The sequence below is a fragment of the Pseudomonas sp. MWU12-2037 genome (genome assembly GCF_023242345.1).
Taxonomy (GTDB): domain Bacteria; phylum Pseudomonadota; class Gammaproteobacteria; order Pseudomonadales; family Pseudomonadaceae; genus Aquipseudomonas; species Aquipseudomonas gingeri_D.
Map to the genome: position 1 here is coordinate 1 of NZ_JALLIZ010000009.1, position 17,435 is coordinate 17,435.

Consider the following 17,435-nt stretch of genomic DNA (forward strand, 5'->3'; position numbering starts at 1 on the left):
AGGTCAAAAGCACCGCAAAAACGACTATGGGAGCCTGCGGCTCCCATAGTCTTGGTTTCTATCTATAAAGCAGCATTACTCGGCCTTGAGGGTAATCCGCGCAAACGCTTTCTTACCGGCCTGGCAAACATGGGTAGCACCGAGCTTGTATATAAAGGCGCGATCGACAACCTCACCATCTATACGCACGCCACCGGAACCCAGCAGATCACGAGCGACCGCCGAGTTCTTCACCAGACCGGCCTTATTGAGGACGGCAGCAATCGGCATGTCTTCAGTCGCACTGATTTCAACTTCAGGCAGATCATCCGGCAACTCGCCTTCCTTCATGCGATTACCTGCCGCACGATGAGCATTGGCCGCAGCCTCCTCACCATGGAAACGCGCGACGATCTCTTCAGCCAGCTTGATCTTGACATCACGCGGGTTGGCACCCGCCTCGACATCCTTGCGCAGCTGATTGATCTCATCCATCGAGCGGAAGCTCAACAACTCGAAGTAACGCCACATCAGCGCATCCGGGATCGATACCAGCTTGCCATACATGACACCCGGTGCTTCCTGGATCCCGACATAGTTACCCAAAGACTTGGACATCTTCTTCACGCCATCCAGCCCTTCGAGCAATGGCATGGTGAGAATGCACTGGGCCTCCTGACCATAGGCGCGTTGCAGCTCACGCCCCATCAGCAGGTTGAACTTCTGGTCGGTACCGCCCAACTCGACATCCGCGCGCAGCGCAACGGAGTCATAGCCCTGTACCAGCGGGTAGAGGAACTCATGGATGGCGATTGGCTGGTTGTTGGTATAGCGCTTGTCGAAGTCGTCGCGCTCGAGCATGCGCGCCACGGTGTACTGCGACGTCAGGCGAATGAAGTCCGCCGGCCCCATCTGATCCATCCAGGTGGAGTTGAACGCCACCTCGGTCTTGGCCGGATCAAGGATCTTGAATACCTGGGCCTTGTAGGTCTCGGCATTCTCGAGAACCTGTTCACGGGTCAACGGTGGACGCGTGGCGCTCTTGCCGCTCGGATCACCGATCAAGCCGGTGAAGTCGCCGATCAGAAAGATCACCTGATGCCCCAGATCCTGGAACTGGCGCAGCTTGTTAATAAGGACTGTGTGCCCCAGGTGCAGATCCGGTGCCGTCGGGTCGAAGCCGGCCTTGATACGCAGCGGCTGGCCACGCTTGAGCTTCTCGACCAATTCGGACTCGACCAACACCTCTTCCGCACCACGCTTGATCAGCGCGAGCTGCTCTTCAACCGACTTCATAACCAACCTGCAAGGCTCAGATTCAAAGGGGACCAACCATACAAGATCGCCGCCCAAATACAAGTTTTGCCCGGCATACGGGCACGAAACGCCCGTCCGCACATGACAGACTTGCTTCAGGGATGATTTGGTTATATTTTATACAGTTATTTCATCTTCATCATGTCATTCATCTTTTCCAATTCATCTTCTTCAAAGCCAAATTACCTATGACCACAGAGCCGACTAAAGCGCCCCCGCTTTATCCGAAGACCCACCTGCTGGCCGCAAGTGGGATCGCCGCCCTTCTCAGCCTGGCGCTACTGGTATTTCCTTCCAGTGACGTAGAAGCCAAGAAGACAACGCTGAACCTGGAGCTGGAAACCCCAGCCGATCAACTGACACAAGACAAAGACGCCGTCGAACTCGATCAAGCCACAAATGAAGGCAATCCATCGCCTTTCGCCCAGATCGACAACAGCGCCGAAGACACCCAGGAAACCGCCAAGACCGCCCCGGCCCCCGAGGAAAAGAAGCTCCCCGGCCATAGGGAGGTCACCGTAGCCCGCGGCGACACGCTTTCCACGCTGTTCGAAAAGGTCGGGCTGCCTGCTGCTTCAGTACATGAGGTCTTGGCCAGCGATAAACAAGCCAAGCTGTTTTCCCAGCTCAAGCATGGCCAGGTCCTGCAGTTCGAACTGACTCCCGACGGCCAGTTGACCAACCTGCACAGCCAGGTCAGCGACCTTGAGACCATCACCCTGACCAAGGGCGCGAAAGGCTTCACCTTCAAGCGCGTGATCACCCAGCCGGTGGTTCGTTCAGCCTACGTGCACGGCGTGATCAACAGCTCGCTGTCGCTCTCTGCCCAACGTGCCGGCATGCCCCACAGCCTGACCCGCGAAATGGCCCATGTATTCGGCTACGACATCGACTTCGCCCAGGACATCCGCCCCGGCGACGAATTCGAAGTGATCTATGAACAGAAAGTGCTCAACGGCAAGACCGTCGGCACCGGCAACATTCTGTCCGCACGCTTCACCAACCGCGGCAAGACCTTCACCGCCGTGCGTTACACCAACAAGCAAGGTGTCAGCAACTACTACACCGCTGACGGCAACAGCATGCGCAAGGCCTTTATCCGCACCCCCGTGGACTTCGCCCGCATCAGCTCGCGCTTTTCCATGGGCCGCAAGCACCCGATCCTGAACAAGATCCGCGCCCACAAAGGCGTCGACTACGCAGCCCCGCGCGGTACGCCGATCAAGGCCGCCGGCGACGGCAAGGTGATATTGGCTGGTCGTCGCGGCGGCTACGGCAACACCGTGATCATCCAGCACGGTAATACCTACCGGACCCTGTACGGTCATATGCAGGGTTTTGCCAAGGGCATCCAGACCGGCAGCAACGTCAAGCAGGGCCAGGTGATCGGCTATATCGGCACCACCGGCCTGTCGACCGGCCCGCATCTGCATTACGAGTTCCAGGTCAATGGCGTGCACGTCGACCCGCTGGGCCAGAAACTGCCCATGGCCGATCCGATCGCCAAGTCCGAACGCGCCCGCTTCCTGCAACAGAGCCAGCCGTTGATGGCGCGCATGAACCAGGAAAAACCCAGCAAAGTCGCCTCGGCCAAACGGTAAACCACAATGCTCTACATAGGTGTGATGTCCGGAACCAGTCTCGATGGGCTGGACATTGCCCTGGTAGCGCTCGACGGTTCCATCCGGCTGCTGGCCAGCCACTACATTCCCATGCCCGAGGCCTTGCGCGTCGAGTTGCTTGGCCTGTGCGCCAGCGGCCCAGACGAAATTGCCCGCTGCGCCATCGCCGAGCAGAACTGGGTGACCCTCGCCGCCCAGGGCATCCATACCCTGCTGGAGCAACAAGGGCTCGCGCCGGGCGCCATTCGCGCCATCGGCAGTCACGGCCAGACTATCCGCCACGAACCGGCACGCGGCTTTACCGTGCAGATCGGCAACCCGGCCTTATTGGCGGAGCTGACCGGTATTACCGTCGTCGGCGACTTCCGCCGCCGCGATGTGGCCGCCGGCGGTCAGGGCGCGCCACTGGTTCCCGCCTTCCATGAAGCACTTTTCGAAGAACGCGCAGGCCATCGCGCGGTACTGAATATCGGCGGTTTCAGCAATCTGAGCCTGATCGAGCCCGACAAGGCGGTCTCCGGTTTCGACTGCGGCCCTGGCAACGTGCTGCTCGACGCCTGGATTCAGGATCAACGCAACGAATCCTATGACCGTAACGGCCAATGGGCGGCCAGCGGCCAGGTGGAGCCCGCGCTGCTGCTGGCACTGCTCAGCGATCCGTTCTTCCAGACCAAGGGTCCGAAAAGCACCGGTCGCGAAGTATTCAACCTGCCCTGGCTGAAGCAGCACCTGAGTCACCTTCCGCCCCTCGCGGCCGAAGACATCCAGGCCACCTTGCTCGAACTCAGCGCACGGACCATCGTTGAGTCACTGACTGGCGCCCAGGAGAACACCGAAGAATTGCTGGTGTGTGGCGGCGGCGCCCATAACGCGGCACTTATGGCTCGACTCAGCCAATTGCTGCCGGCCACTCGGGTTGCCAGCACCGCCACCCACGGCGTGGACCCCGACTGGGTCGAAGCCATGGCCTTCGCCTGGCTGGCCCGGTGCTGCCTTGACGGCATCGCCGCCAATCGCCCCAGCGTCACCGGTGCCCGCGGCCTGCGGGTACTGGGCGCGATCTACCCGGCCTGACACACAGCAAAACGCCGCGAAATTCGCGGCGTTTAGGGTAAAGCACAAGCAATGATCAGATCGAGAACGACGACCCGCAACCACAGGTGGTGGTGGCATTCGGGTTCTTGATCACAAACCGCGAGCCTTCCAGGCCTTCCTGGTAATCCACCTCTGCGCCCGCCAGGTACTGGAAGCTCATTGGATCGACCACCAGGCTGACGCCTTCGCGCTCGACGATGGTGTCGTCATCGGCCACTTCTTCATCGAAGGTGAAACCGTACTGAAACCCAGAACAACCGCCGCCCGTAACGAATACGCGCAGCTTCAAGCGATCATTGCCCTCTTCATCGACCAGGCTCTTCACCTTGTGCGCGGCACCGTGGGTGAATTGCAAAGCCGTGGGGGTGAAGGATTCGACGCTCATGCTGACTATCTCCCGGCGTTACGCCGCCATAATGCGTGATGACGGGCATTATCCGCTTCTCCTAGAAAAGCGGTCAACTATTGTTATGGTATATCAATCAACCCGGGCGACCTCACAGAATGCAAGAAGGCCCGTTTAACGGGCCTTCCTGGCGAACGCGAGCGACGCCTTACGGCAGCATGCCGGCATGGGACAGGCCCAGACGCTCGTCCAGACCGAACAGGATGTTCAGGTTCTGCACCGCCTGGCCCGAAGCGCCCTTGACCAGGTTGTCGATCACCGACAACACCACCACCAGGTCGCCATCCTGCGGACGGTGCACGGCAATCCGGCAGACGTTGGCGCCACGCACGCTACGGGTTTCCGGATGGCTACCAGCTGGCATCACGTCGACGAACGGCTCGTTGGCATAACGCTCCTCGAACAGCGCCTGCAGATCCACCGAGCGGTCGACCACGGTCGCGTATAGCGTGGAGTGGATACCCCGGATCATCGGCGTGAGGTGCGGCACGAAGGTCAGGCCCACATCATGGCCGGCAGCGCGGCGCAGTCCCTGACGAATTTCCGGCAGGTGACGGTGCCCCTTGACCGCATAGGCCTTCATGCTTTCGGAGGTTTCCGAGTACAGCGAACCGACACTGGCACCGCGACCGGCACCGCTGACACCCGACTTGCAGTCAGCGATCAACCGCGTGGTATCCGCCAGTCCCGCCTCAAGCAGCGGCAGGAAACCCAACTGGGTCGCGGTCGGATAGCAACCCGGCACGGCAATCAGACGGGCTTGCTTGATCTTCTCTCGGTTCACTTCCGGCAGACCGTAGACCGCCTCTTCCAGCAACGCCGGGGCACCGTGGGGTTGGCCGTACCACTTGGCCCACTCTTCGGCGTCCTGCAGACGGAAGTCGGCGGACAGATCGATCACCTTGGTACCGGCGGACAACAGCTCACCGGCCAGGGCATGGGCCACACCATGGGGCGTGGCGAAGAACACCACGTCGCAGGCAGCAAGGGCATTGATGTCCGGAACGCTGAACGCCAGGCCGTCGTAGTGGCCACGCAGGTTCGGGTACATATCGGCCACGGCGAGGCCCGCCTCGGATCGCGAAGTGATGACTGCCACTTCTGCCTGCGGATGCTGTGCCAACAGACGCAGCAATTCGACACCGGTGTAACCCGTGCCGCCGACGATACCGACCTTGACCATGACCTACCCTCAACGAAACCACTGGAAAGCCCACGATAATAGGGGCCGCGCGCGCCTGCGACAACCGTCAAGGTGACGTGCGGACGCTCAAGCCTCTACTATTCGACCTACCGTGAACCTGGGAATAACTAAAAATGCTCTATCTGTGGGTCAAAGCCTTTCATATCGTCAGTGTCGTCTGCTGGTTTGCCGGCCTGTTCTATCTACCACGCCTGTTCGTCTACCACGCCCAGAGCGAGGACAGCGTCAGCAAGGAACGCTTCAGCGTCATGGAGCGCAAACTGTATCGCGGGATCATGGGCCCGGCGATGATCGCCACGCTGATCTTCGGCGGCTGGCTGATCGCTCTCAACCCGAGCCTCTTCAGCCAGGGCGGCTGGATCCACGCCAAACTGACCCTGGTGGTGGTGCTGATCGGCTACCACCATATGTGCGGCGCCCAGGTGAAACGTTTTGCCCGTGGCGAAAACACCCGTAGTCATGTCTTTTATCGCTGGTTCAATGAAGTGCCGGTTCTGCTATTGCTGGCTATTGTCATTCTGGTCGTTGTCCGACCGTTCTAGCTACACGTCACCCATCCCTGATCGGAGCACTCTCCATGTCGCTGCCCGCCCTGCTCGAACAACGCCTGCGCTTGCCCGTGGTGGCCGCGCCGATGTTCCTGATTTCCAACCCGCAACTGGTGCTCGCCTGCTGCCGCAATGGGGTGGTGGGCAGTTTCCCGGCCCTGAACCAGCGCGAAAGCAGCGGCTTCAAGGCCTGGCTGGAGGAAATCGAAGCGGGCCTGGCGACCCTGGATAATCCGGCGCCATACGCCGTCAACCTGATCGTGCACAACAGCAACCCACGGCTACAGGCGGATCTGCAGATCTGCATCGAACACAAGGTGCCGATCGTCATCACCAGCCTGGGCGCGGTCAAGGAACTGGTGGACGCCGTACACAGCTACGGTGGCCTGGTGTTCCACGATGTGACTACCCGCCGCCATGCCGAAAAAGCCGCCGAGGCCGGTGTCGACGGACTGATTGCCGTGGCGGCCGGTGCCGGTGGCCATGCCGGCACCTGGAGTCCGTTTGCCCTGATCGCCGAAATCCGCCAGTTCTTCGACAAAACCCTGCTGCTGGCCGGTTGTTTGAACCATGGTCACGAGATTCTCGCCGCGCAGTTGCTTGGCGCGGATCTGGCCTACTTCGGCACGCGATTTATCGGCACTACGGAAAGTCATGCATCCGACGCATATAAAGAGATGCTGCTCACATCCCAGGCAGTCGATATCGTGCACACTGCGGCGGTATCCGGGGTGCCCGCGAGCTTTATGCGCCAGAGCCTGGAAAACGCCGGCTTCGACCTCGCCGCGCTGCAAGGCAAGGGCGAAGTCAACTTCGGCTCCAAGCTCAAGCCCATCAGCGACGAGGCCAAGGCCTGGAAAACCGTCTGGTCGGCCGGCCAGGGGGTGGGGGGTATCGATGATTTGCCCAGTGTCGACCAGTTGGTCGCCCGGCTCGAGGCCGAGTACCGCAAGGCCCAGGCGCTGGCAGCAGAGTTGCCCCGGCACTGGCCACGCCCGTAATATCTGTGTTGCAGGCTTGGCCTGCAACGCCAATGACTTGTGACAAGGACGCCCTTCATGAGCGACAACCGCTTCAAAATCGTGTTCGACGGCGCCTTGCAGGCCGGCGTGGACAAAACCACCGCCCAGTTCAACCTGGCCGCGCTGTTCAAGACCGACGTCGCTTCGGTGGAACGTTTGTTCAGCGGCCAGCCGGTCGCCCTTAAGCGCGACCTTTCGGCCGCTGAGGCCGAGTCCTACCTGCAAGCCTTGCGCAAAACCGGTATCGAGGCGCGCCTGGAGGCCGAACCACCTACCGTTGAACTGAGCCTGGCGGATATCGATGACCTGCCGGCCAGCACACCGCCACCGGATACCACGACTTACCAATCCCCCTATGCCCCGCCACAAGCCCGGGTCGGCGACAACCTCCCGGCCTTCGGCCAACTCAAGGCCTTCACCACAAACGGGCGTATCGGTCGGCTGCGCTACCTGGCCTGGAGTGCCGTCCTGATGTTCGCAGCCCTCCCGATCGCCGGCGCCATCTTCGCCGTCGTCATGGGTACCGCGACAGCCTCGCCGAATACGGCGATCACCATCGGCGTTGTCTTCGGTGGCGCGGCCATCATCGCCTTAGTGGTCTTTTCCATCCAGATCGCCGTGCAGCGCCTGCACGATATCGGCTGGTCCGGCTGGCTCTGGCTGTTGACCCTGGTCCCCTTCGTGGGCAGCGTATTCCCTTTCGTGTTGATGCTCTGCCCCGGCAATAGCGGCGCCAACCAGTACGGCGCACCGCCACCGCCTAACAGTACCGCAGTCAAGGTCCTGGCCGTGTTCCCGTTCATTGGCGGGATCATCTTTGGCGTCGTTGCCGCGACCGGCGGCCTGGTCAACCTTGAGAAAGACTACAACAAGGAATCGGCCAGCTATTCCGAAAGCAGCGATGCCGCCGCCACCGATGAGGCCGATGATGCAGCAGCCGAATCCGCTCCGCCCGCTGTAGACTATGACAAAGATGAAAAAGAATAACGGTTTCTGAGCCTGCGACCCTCTGTCCCAAGGCTCGCCGCCGTTGTGATGGAGAACTGCATGACCCGTTACGCCCTGATCACCGGCGCCTCCAGCGGCATCGGCCTGGCACTGGCCGAAGCCCTCGCGCGCCGCGGCCGCAGCCTGATTCTGGTGGCCCGCCAGCGTGATCAGCTGGAAACCATTGCCCTCGAACTGACCCAACGCTTCGGCGTCGAGGTGCTGTTTCGTGCCTGCGACCTGAGCGAGCCGCTGCGCCTTTCCGGTTTTCTGCTGGAACTGGAAGAAGGTGAGCGGCAGATCGACCTGCTGGTCAACTGCGCCGGCCTTGGCACCTGCGGTCCGTTCCTGGCCCAGGATTGGGGGACGGAGCAGGATCTGATCGAGGTCAACATCCTCGCCCTGACCCGACTTTGTCATACCCTGGGTAATCTCATGGCAATACAGGGTGGCGGGCAGATCCTCAACGTCGCCTCCGTCGCGGCGTTTCATCCCGCGCCCTGGATGAGCAGCTATTACGCGAGCAAGGCTTATGTGCTGCACTTCTCCGAAGGTCTGCGCGAAGAGCTGAAGAAAACCGGGATCAAGGTGTCGGTACTCTGCCCGGGCCTGACCCGGACCGCGTTCTTTCGCACAGCACAGTTGGCCGTCGAAAAGCTTTCGAACAGCAAGCTGATGATGAGCCCCGAAGAAGTGGCGTTGTACGCCGTGCGCGCGCTGGACAAGAACCGCGCAGTGATCATTCCCGGCTGGCGTAACCGCTGGCTGGCCCGAGCTCCGCGCCTGATGCCGCGCTGGGCGATGCGCAAGCTCGCCGGTGTCGTGACCAAGGCCTATTGTCCGCGCTGAAACTTGAACTCACGGCCCTGTCCGTACAGACTCTGGCCCGACCCACTCAATGGAGAAACAGCTGTGGATACTCTGTTCACCAAGATCATCAACAGAGAAATACCCGCGAAGATCATTTACGAGGATGACCAGGTCCTGGCCTTCCACGATATCGCCCCACAGGCGCCGGTGCATTTCCTGGTCATTCCGAAAAAGCCGGTACGCACGCTCAATGACCTGACCGAAGAGGACAAGGCCCTCGCCGGGCATATCCTGTTCACCGCCCAGCGCCTGGCCCTGGAACTGGGCTGTGAGAAAGGCTTTCGTGTGGTGATGAACTGCAATGAAGAAGGTGGGCAGACCGTCTATCACATCCATATGCATGTGCTGGGTCAGCGCCAGATGCATTGGCCGCCGGGCTGATACCCCCCAAGGAACACACCGTTCTGTAGGAGCCTGGCTTGCCAGCGAAGGGGGCCTTGAGGGCGCAAAAGCTTCGCGGGCAAGCCCTGCTCCTACAGGGTTAGCGGTGTCTGCAAGATTGTGTATGGCTGTAACATTCCCCGCCCACTGACCCAACTCAAACCTTCCGCTCTCGATTGCGGTAAACTGCAGGCCGAGATTTTTCCCGGAGGTCAGCATGACTACCCAACGTCACTACTCGCCGATTGACCGTCTTCTGCTGCAAGCCGATACCGCCATGCGCACCCTGCTGCCGTTCAGCGGCCAGCCTTACCGTCCGTCGCCGGCCATCGTGCAGCCCGACGCGCCGCTGAGCGAAGACGACAGCCGTCACGTCGCCGGCCTGATGCGCATCAACCATACCGGGGAAGTCTGTGCCCAGGCGCTTTATCAAGGCCAGGCCCTGACCGCCAAGCTGCCCCACGTCCGCGCCGCCATGGAAAAGGCCGCTGAAGAAGAAGTCGATCACCTGGCCTGGTGCGAACAACGCATCCGCCAGCTGGGCAGTCATCCCAGTGTGCTCAACCCGCTGTTCTATGGCTTGTCCTTCGGCATCGGCGCCGCCGCCGGGCTGATCAGCGACAAAGTCAGCCTGGGTTTTGTCGCCGCCACCGAAGACCAGGTGTGCAAGCACCTGAACGAACACCTGGAACAGTTGCCGGCCGAGGACGAAAAGTCCCGGGCGATCCTCGAGCAGATGCGCATCGACGAAGAACATCACGCCGAATCCGCACTGAACGCTGGCGGTTTCCGCTTCCCGGCCCCGGTGAAGTTCGGCATGAGCCTGCTGGCCAAGGTCATGACCAAGAGCACCTACCGTATCTGACCCACCGCGACTCCGCCACGGAGCCGACAAAAAGAAGGGCGCCACAGGGGCGCTCTTCTTTTTTGGCCGAAAAACCTACGTCGGCATATTTCGCGCGTAGAAGATTTCCAGCATTTCGTGTTTCACCCGTTCAGTCACCTGGCTGCGCTGTTCCGCCGAGAGGTTGCTAGTGGCGTCACCGAACAGGTAGTTGTCCAGTTCAAAGTCCTTGAGCAGCATCTTGGTGTGGAACAGGTTTTCCTGGTACACGTTCACATCCGTCATCTGATAGCTCTTGCGACTGTCTTCCGAGAGATAGTTCTGGATCGAGTTGATCTCGTGGTCGATGAAGTGTTTCCTGCCTTCGACATCACGGGTGAAACCGCGCACGCGATAATCGACGGTGACGATATCCGAGTCGAACTGGTGAATCAGGTAATTGAGGGCTTTGAGCGGTGAGATGACGCCGCAGGTCGACACATCGATGTCCACACGGAATGTCGCGATACCGTCGACCGGATGGATTTCCGGGTAGGTATGCACCGTGATATGGCTCTTGTCGAGGTGAGCCAGGATAGTCTCGGGCAACGGCCCCGGGGATTCTTCGATCTGGCTGTCGGTTGGCGTCACCGGCTGCTCGGAGATCAGGATAGTGACACTGGCACCTTGAGGGTCGTAGTCCTGACGCGCGATGTTCAGGATATTGGCACCAATGATATCCACCACTTCCGTGAGGATCTGCGTCAGGCGTTCCGCGTCGTATTCCTGGTTGATGTACTCGACGTAGGCCTGCTGGTCCTGCGGGGTTTCCGCATAGCAGATGTCATAGATGTTGAAGCTCAAGGTCTTGGTCAGGTTGTTGAACCCGTGGAGCTTGAGTTTGCTTTTCACCGTTGGAAACTCTCTATGTCGATGCGGCACCGCCGCGTGATCAAGCATGCCCGTCAGTTGTGAACGACACAGCTGCGTAGGACGGTTAACACCTCTTCGCGATGGCGACTCTGGTTGCTGTTCGGATCCGCGGCCGCAGGCGTGCTGCTGGCCGGGCGCCCTGAAAAAAGTGGCGCGCTATGCAGACCTGAACGAGTGCTCGCCAGAGTCTGCATGGACTTTATGATAGTTGAATGTCGACTCAGCCGAGTTCGATGATCTCGTAGTCGTGAGTGATGGCAACGCCAGCAGCACCAAGCATGATCGAAGCCGAGCAGTATTTCTCCGCCGACAGCTCGATCGCCCGCTTGACCTGGGCTTCCTTCAGGCCACGGCCCTTGACCACGAAATGCAGGTGGATCTTGGTGAACACCTTGGGATCTTCAGTCGCGCGCTCGGCTTCGAGAAAGGCTTCGCAGCTTTCAACCGGCTGACGGGCTTTCTTCAGGATGCTGACCACATCGAAGTTGCTGCAACCGCCCAGGCCCAATAGCAGCATTTCCATGGGACGAACGCCCAGGTTGCGACCACCGCTTTCCGGCGGACCGTCCATGACCACCACATGCCCGCTACCGGACTCTCCGAGGAACATGGCTTCGCCAGCCCATTGGATGCGTGCCTTCATCACCTAGACTCCACTGCTGAAAAAAGGGAGCCAGCTTAGCACAGCCCCCCGCTCCGACAGGAAGCCGACAACGGGCGACGACCGGTTAGTCAGCCACCTAAATTCCCCATTTTCCACACAATGCCTCTGTTATGCTGGCGCCAAATCGCTGGCGTTCTGCCAGCGTTGCAGCTATGCCTAAAAAAACAAACCACACCGCGCAGTCTTTTCGGGATACCACCATGGTTGCTCTGGCTTCCGCTTCCTCCCCCAAGATCAAGAACCTCGACAAACTGCTGATGCATTGTCAGCGCCGCCGCTACCAGGCCAAGAGCAATATCATTTGTGCCGGTGATCGTTCGCAAACCCTGTCGTTCATCATCAAGGGCTCGGTCACGATCCTGATCGAAGATGACGACGGACGGGAAATGATCATCGCCTACCTCAATGCCGGCGATTTTTTCGGTGAACTGGGTTTGTTCGAGCAGGCCGGCCATGAACAGGAGCGCAGCGCCTGGGTGCGGGCCAAGGTCGAATGCGAAGTGGCGGAGATCAGCTACTGCAAGTTTCGCGAACTGGCCCAACAAGACCCGGATATTCTCTACGCCCTCAGCGGCCAGATTGCCCAACGCCTGCGCAATACCACGCGCAAGGTCGGTGACCTGGCGTTCTTCGACGTCACTGGTCGTGTTGCCCGTTGCCTGCTCGAACTGTGCAAGCAACCCGATGCCATGACCCACCCCGATGGCATGCAGATCAAGATCACCCGTCAGGAAATCGGCCGGATCGTCGGCTGCTCGCGGGAGATGGTCGGACGGGTGCTCAAGGATCTGGAAGAGCAGAACCTGGTGCACGTCAAAGGCAAGACCATGGTGGTATTCGGCACCCGTTAAGGCTGGAAGATATCCTGCAACATCTGTTGGTACAGCTCGCTGAGCCGCTCAAGGAATAGCGGCGCGGCATACACCTCATGCAAGGCGACATGGCTTTGCGCCCTGACCCGGGCATCCAGCTGACAGGCCTGGTTGAAGCGATTGACCGCCGCCACCATCGAATCGCGCTCGTTATCCATCAGCATCGCCCCATGCACCAACCCCACCGGCCGAGTGCCACCCTGGCTCTGGCGCCAGCGCTGGGCGGTGCCGACCATCTTGCGGCCATTGAGGTTGACGTTGAAGCGGCCGTCGCAAAACGCACCGTCGATTTCGCCCAGGGATGACACGCCCCCCAGCTCATCGAGGGCATCGCAGATCGGCTGGCACAGGCGCCGATAACCGGTTTCGATACGATTCTGGTCACCTTCGTGACGGGGCGGAGCATACACCAGGGCAATATTGACCGTGGCGCCGGACTGCGGCACCGGCTCGCCGCCGGTTTCACGCAGCAATACCGGCCAACCACTGTCCGCCAGGGCATCGCAAGCCGCGTCGAACCCTGGCAAACGATTCAAGCGCCGTGGCATCACCAGGGCACGATCGCTGGGTTGCCAGAACAACAGCCCCCAATCCTGCTCACCGGCACAGACCGAGGCCAGCAAATCCTGCTCGGCGCGCAGGCCGGCTTCGACGGTGAGGGCAACAGCCAGGGGCATCGAGGTCATCCTGATAGCAAGTCCCGGTCAGTCGAGGGTCGAACCGCTGATGGCCGGTGCGCCACGCTCCGGGAAAAACAGCCGCTGCAGTTCATCGCCCGGGCTGTCCGCGCGCATGAAGGCCTCGCCTACCAGGAACGAATAGACCTCGCTGATTTCCATCAGCTCGACATCCGCCCGGTTGAGAATACCGCTCTCGGTAATCACCAAACGATCCCGAGGGATGATCGGCAACAGGTCGAGGGTGGTTTCCAGGCTGACCTCAAAGGTGTGCAGGTTGCGGTTGTTGATCCCGATCAGCGGCGTGTCGAGGACCTTCAAGGCCCGCTCCAGTTCGGCTGCGTCATGGGATTCCACCAGCACATCGAGACCGACGCCCTTGGCTACCGCGGCCAGTTCGGCCATCAGCCCGTCGTCCAGCGCCGCGACGATCAGCAGGATGCAATCGGCGCCGAGGGCACGGGCTTCGACGATCTGATACGGGTCGACCATGAAATCCTTGCGGATCACCGGCAACTTGCACGCCACGCGCGCCTGTTGCAGGTAAAGGTCGGAACCCTGGAAATAGTCGACGTCGGTCAACACCGACAGGCAGGTCGCCCCGCCCTTTTCGTAGCTGCGGGCGATATCGGCCGGAATGAAGTTCTCGCGGATCACACCCTTGCTCGGCGAAGCCTTCTTGATTTCGGCAATCACCGCCGGCTGCTTCTGCTTCGCACGCCCGATCAGCGCCTGGGCGAAACCACGCGGCGCATCGGCGGCCCGTGCCAGCGTCTCAAGCTCGGCCAGACTCACACGGGCGCGGCGCTCAGCCACTTCCTCGGCCTTGCGGGCGAGGATCTTCTCCAGAACGGTTGGCACACTCATCCTTCATTCTCCTGCTTGAATACGGCGGTGAACGCGCCCAGCTCTTCGAGTTTTTCCCGGGCAAGGCCGGTGTGCAGTGCATCGTGAGCCAAGGCTACGCCTTCTTTGAGGCTGCTGGCATGGTCGGCGGCATACAGCGCGGCGCCGGCATTGAGCACGATCATTTCGGCGGCCTTCTGGCCGTTCTCGGTCTTGCGACGACCCAGGGCATCGCGGATCAGTTCCAGGGATGCCGCCGGACTCTCGACCACCAAGCCAAATAGACTCTGGCTTTTTATACCCAAGTCTTCCGGCTGAACCCAGTATTCAGTTATTGCACCATCTTTCAGCTCCGCCACAAAGGTCGGCGCGGCAAGGCTGAATTCGTCCAGGCCATCCTGGGAATGCACCACCAATACATGCTTGCTACCCAGGCGGTGCAGCACTTCGGCCAATGGCCGGCACAAGGCCTGGGTGAAGACACCGACCACCTGATGTTTCACGCCGGCCGGATTCGTAAGCGGGCCGAGCATGTTGAACAAGGTGCGCAGGCCGAGATCGCGGCGCGGACCGGCGGCGTACTTCATGGCGCTGTGATGGGTCTGGGCGAACATGAAGCCGATGCCGACATTGTCGATGCAACGCGCCACCTGGACCGGGGTCAGGTTGAGGTAGATACCGGCGGCTTCGAGCAGGTCGGCACTGCCGCTTTTACCCGAGACCGCGCGGTTGCCGTGCTTGGCCACAGTGCAACCGGCAGCGGCCACCACAAAGGCGGACGCGGTGGACACGTTGAAAATATTCGCCCCGTCACCGCCGGTGCCGACCACATCGACCACGCCGTCGAGGGTCTTGAGTTCGACCTTGTCGGCCAACTCGCGCATCACCGAGACCGCGCCGACGATCTCGTCGATGCTTTCGCTCTTCATGCGCATGGCCATCATAAAGGCGCCGATCTGCGCCTCGGTGCATTGCCCGGTCATGATTTCACGCATGACGTCGCGCATTTCTTCGGTGCTCAGGTCCAGATGGCCGACGATACGGCCCAGGGCTGTCTTGATATCCATGAAAACTCCTTAGCGCGTGCCGCCGGTCTGTTTGAGAAAGTTGGCGAACAGCTCGTGGCCCTGCTCGGAGAGAATCGACTCGGGGTGGAATTGCACCCCTTCAATGTTCAGTGTCTTGTGCCGCAGGCCCATGATCTCGTCGACCGAGCCGTCTTCCAGTTGGGTCCAGGCGGTCAGCTCCAGGCAGTCCGGCAAGGTTTCGCGCTTGACGATCAAGGAGTGATAGCGGGTAACGGTCAGCGGCAGGTTCAAACCGGCGAACACGCCCTTGCCTTCGTGGAACAGCGGGCTGGTCTTGCCGTGCATCACCTGGCGGGCCCGCACCACATCGCCGCCAAAGGCCTGGCCGATGGATTGGTGACCGAGGCAGACCCCGAGGATCGGCAGCTTTCCGGCGAAATACTTGATGGCCTCCAGGGAAATGCCCGCCTCGGTCGGCGTGCACGGGCCTGGAGAGACGACAATGCGTTCCGGCTTGAGGGCTTCGATTTCGGCCACGGTCAATTCGTCATTACGCACGACCTTGACGTCCGCGCCCAGCTCACCGAGGTATTGCACGACGTTGTAGGTAAACGAGTCGTAGTTATCGATCATCAGCAACATGACAAAAAGCTCCTCAGGCGTCGGACGCGGGGGTTTGTTCAGCGAGGGCGACAGCACGGAACATCGCGCGACGCTTGTTCAGCGTTTCTTCCCACTCCAGCGCCGGCACCGAGTCGGCGACGATGCCGCCACCGGCCTGCACATGCAGCTCGCCGTCCTTGATCACCGCGGTCCGAATGGCAATGGCGGTGTCCATATTGCCGTTCCAGGCGTAGTAACCGACCGCGCCGCCATACACACCGCGCTTGACCGGCTCCAGTTCATCGATGATTTCCATCGCGCGAATCTTCGGCGCACCGGACAGCGTGCCCGCCGGCAGGATCGCGCGCAGGGCGTCCATGGACGTCAGGCCGCTCTTCAGTTGCCCGGTGACGTTGGACACGATGTGCATCACATTGGAGTAACGCTCGATCACCATCTTCTCGGTCAGCTTCACCGAACCGATCTCGGACACCCGACCGGTGTCGTTGCGGCCCAGGTCGATCAGCATCAGGTGCTCGGCGATTTCCTTGGCGTCGGACAGCAGGTCGTCTTCCAGAGCCAGGTCGGCTTCCTCGGTAGCACCGCGTGGACGGGTACCGGCGATGGGGCGGACGGTGATCAGGTTGTCTTCGACCCGCACCAGCACCTCCGGCGAACTGCCGACCACATGGAAGTCACCGAAGTTGAAGAAGTACATGTACGGCGTCGGGTTGAAGCAGCGCAACGCCCGGTACAGGTCGATGGGCGCGGCCTTGAAATCGATGGACATGCGCTGCGACGGCACGACCTGCATGCAGTCACCGGCAAGGATGTATTCCTTGATGGTGTCGACTGCCCGCTCGTAGTCACCCTGGGTGAAACTCGAACGGAACACCGGGTCGGCGGCCGGTGGCCGGTCGAGTTCCAGGCCGCGACGCGGAATGATCGGCTGGCGCAGTTGTTCCAGCAATTCCTGCAGACGCGCCTGGCCTTGTTCGTAGGCGCTGTCCTGGGACGGATCGGCAAGGACGATGGCGTGCATCTTGCCCGCCAGGTTGTCGAAGACCACCACGGCGTCGGAAACCATCAACAGGATATCGGGTACGCCCAGCGGATCCGGGTTCGGACACTTGCCCAGACGCTTCTCCACATAACGCACGCAGTCATAACCGAAGTAGCCCACCAGCCCGCCGTTGAAACGCGGCAACCCGGCGATGGTCGGCACGTTATAGCGCGCCTTGAAGGTCTCGACGAAATCCAGAGGATCCTCGGCCTCGCAACGCTCGATCTCGACGCCGTCGTGGGTCACGCTGACCTGGTGGTCATGCACCCGCAGCACGGTGCGGCAAGGCAGGCCGATGATCGAATAACGGCCCCATTTCTCGCCGCCCTGCACCGACTCCAGCAGGTAGGAGTTGGGCTGGTCGGCCAGTTTCAGGTAGATCGACAACGGGGTATCGAAGTCGGCCAGGGTTTCGCAGGCAAGCGGGATGCGGTTGTAGCCGGCAGCGGCCAAACGCAGGAATTCTTCGCGGGTCATCATATGCCTCGTGGCTTG

19 protein-coding genes are annotated in these 17,435 nt (G+C 60.8%); 9 read left to right on the plus strand and 10 right to left on the minus strand.

From position 1 onward, the window contains the following. Window positions 1-75 precede the first annotated feature (75 nt). Window positions 76-1,275, minus strand: coding sequence for a tyrosine--tRNA ligase (tyrS, locus tag M5B42_RS17500; protein ID WP_103495745.1), 1,200 nt, complete (start codon window positions 1,273-1,275; stop codon window positions 76-78). Between the two features lie 209 nt (window positions 1,276-1,484). On the opposite strand from tyrS, the gene M5B42_RS17505 reads away from it, so the two are divergent. Then, window positions 1,485-2,897, plus strand: a complete 1,413-nt coding sequence (locus M5B42_RS17505; RefSeq protein WP_248746561.1) for a peptidoglycan DD-metalloendopeptidase family protein — start codon at window positions 1,485-1,487, stop codon at window positions 2,895-2,897. Window positions 2,898-2,903: 6 nt separating this feature from the next. Beyond that, window positions 2,904-3,992, plus strand: coding sequence for an anhydro-N-acetylmuramic acid kinase (locus M5B42_RS17510; RefSeq protein ID WP_248746562.1), 1,089 nt, complete (start codon window positions 2,904-2,906; stop codon window positions 3,990-3,992). Window positions 3,993-4,047: 55 nt separating this feature from the next. On the opposite strand, the gene erpA is transcribed toward M5B42_RS17510, so the two are convergent. Together erpA and argC are read right to left on the minus strand one after the other, a co-directional pair. Beyond that, a complete protein-coding gene (gene erpA, locus M5B42_RS17515) occupies window positions 4,048-4,398 on the minus strand; it encodes an iron-sulfur cluster insertion protein ErpA (RefSeq protein WP_007906865.1) in 351 nt (116 codons plus the stop codon). Between the two features lie 169 nt (window positions 4,399-4,567). Then, window positions 4,568-5,602, minus strand: coding sequence for an N-acetyl-gamma-glutamyl-phosphate reductase (gene argC / locus M5B42_RS17520; RefSeq protein WP_103495742.1), 1,035 nt, complete (start codon window positions 5,600-5,602; stop codon window positions 4,568-4,570). 134 nt (window positions 5,603-5,736) lie between these two features. Between argC and hemJ the strand changes: the two genes are divergently transcribed. The 6 genes from hemJ to coq7 all read left to right on the plus strand — a co-directional run bounded on the left by hemJ (window position 5,737) and on the right by coq7 (window position 10,296). Next, window positions 5,737-6,165 (plus strand): protoporphyrinogen oxidase HemJ, encoded by a 429-nt coding sequence (hemJ, locus tag M5B42_RS17525; protein WP_103495741.1) that lies wholly within the window; start codon window positions 5,737-5,739, stop codon window positions 6,163-6,165. A gap of 35 nt (window positions 6,166-6,200) precedes the next feature. Beyond that, entirely contained in the window at window positions 6,201-7,172 is a 972-nt protein-coding gene (locus M5B42_RS17530) for a nitronate monooxygenase family protein (RefSeq protein ID WP_103495740.1), read from the plus strand. A gap of 57 nt (window positions 7,173-7,229) precedes the next feature. Then, window positions 7,230-8,180: a DUF805 domain-containing protein gene (locus M5B42_RS17535; protein WP_177103784.1), complete on the plus strand. Its 951-nt coding sequence runs from the start codon at window positions 7,230-7,232 to the stop codon at window positions 8,178-8,180. A 60-nt stretch (window positions 8,181-8,240) separates the two neighbouring features. Then, the gene (locus tag M5B42_RS17540; RefSeq protein WP_103495738.1) at window positions 8,241-9,029 is read left to right on the plus strand and encodes an SDR family oxidoreductase; all 789 of its coding nucleotides are present in this window, start codon (window positions 8,241-8,243) and stop codon (window positions 9,027-9,029) included. Window positions 9,030-9,092: 63 nt separating this feature from the next. Further along, window positions 9,093-9,431 carry a histidine triad nucleotide-binding protein gene (locus M5B42_RS17545; protein WP_007947975.1) on the plus strand — a complete coding sequence of 113 codons (339 nt, stop codon included), beginning with the start codon at window positions 9,093-9,095 and terminating at the stop codon, window positions 9,429-9,431. Window positions 9,432-9,648: 217 nt separating this feature from the next. Then, window positions 9,649-10,296 carry a 2-polyprenyl-3-methyl-6-methoxy-1,4-benzoquinone monooxygenase gene (gene coq7, locus M5B42_RS17550; protein WP_248746563.1) on the plus strand — a complete coding sequence of 216 codons (648 nt, stop codon included), beginning with the start codon at window positions 9,649-9,651 and terminating at the stop codon, window positions 10,294-10,296. Window positions 10,297-10,371: 75 nt separating this feature from the next. Here coq7 and speD read toward each other — a convergent pair whose 3' ends face one another. Together speD and M5B42_RS17560 are read right to left on the minus strand one after the other, a co-directional pair. Next, window positions 10,372-11,166, minus strand: coding sequence for an adenosylmethionine decarboxylase (speD, locus tag M5B42_RS17555; RefSeq protein ID WP_103495736.1), 795 nt, complete (start codon window positions 11,164-11,166; stop codon window positions 10,372-10,374). Between the two features lie 241 nt (window positions 11,167-11,407). After that, window positions 11,408-11,830: an OsmC family protein gene (locus tag M5B42_RS17560; RefSeq protein WP_103495735.1), complete on the minus strand. Its 423-nt coding sequence runs from the start codon at window positions 11,828-11,830 to the stop codon at window positions 11,408-11,410. 221 nt (window positions 11,831-12,051) lie between these two features. On the opposite strand from M5B42_RS17560, the gene crp reads away from it, so the two are divergent. Continuing rightward, a complete protein-coding gene (crp, locus tag M5B42_RS17565; RefSeq protein WP_103495734.1) occupies window positions 12,052-12,702 on the plus strand; it encodes a cAMP-activated global transcriptional regulator CRP in 651 nt (216 codons plus the stop codon). Here crp and M5B42_RS17570 read toward each other — a convergent pair. The 5 genes from M5B42_RS17570 to trpE are packed head-to-tail and all read right to left on the minus strand — an operon-like array spanning window position 12,699 to window position 17,417. Next, window positions 12,699-13,400, minus strand: coding sequence for a lipoate--protein ligase family protein (locus tag M5B42_RS17570; RefSeq protein WP_248746564.1), 702 nt, complete (start codon window positions 13,398-13,400; stop codon window positions 12,699-12,701). The genes crp and M5B42_RS17570 overlap by 4 nt on opposite strands. Window positions 13,401-13,427: 27 nt before the next feature. After that, entirely contained in the window at window positions 13,428-14,267 is an 840-nt protein-coding gene (gene trpC / locus M5B42_RS17575; protein ID WP_248746565.1) for an indole-3-glycerol phosphate synthase TrpC, read from the minus strand. Beyond that, complete coding sequence (gene trpD, locus M5B42_RS17580; RefSeq protein WP_103495731.1) at window positions 14,264-15,313, minus strand: anthranilate phosphoribosyltransferase; 1,050 nt, start codon at window positions 15,311-15,313, stop codon at window positions 14,264-14,266. Before trpD ends, trpC begins: the two co-directional genes overlap by 4 nt. 9 nt (window positions 15,314-15,322) lie before the next feature. Next, window positions 15,323-15,916: an aminodeoxychorismate/anthranilate synthase component II gene (locus M5B42_RS17585; protein ID WP_103495730.1), complete on the minus strand. Its 594-nt coding sequence runs from the start codon at window positions 15,914-15,916 to the stop codon at window positions 15,323-15,325. 13 nt (window positions 15,917-15,929) lie between these two features. Beyond that, window positions 15,930-17,417 carry an anthranilate synthase component I gene (trpE, locus tag M5B42_RS17590; protein ID WP_248746566.1) on the minus strand — a complete coding sequence of 496 codons (1,488 nt, stop codon included), beginning with the start codon at window positions 17,415-17,417 and terminating at the stop codon, window positions 15,930-15,932. Window positions 17,418-17,435: the final 18 nt, after the last annotated feature.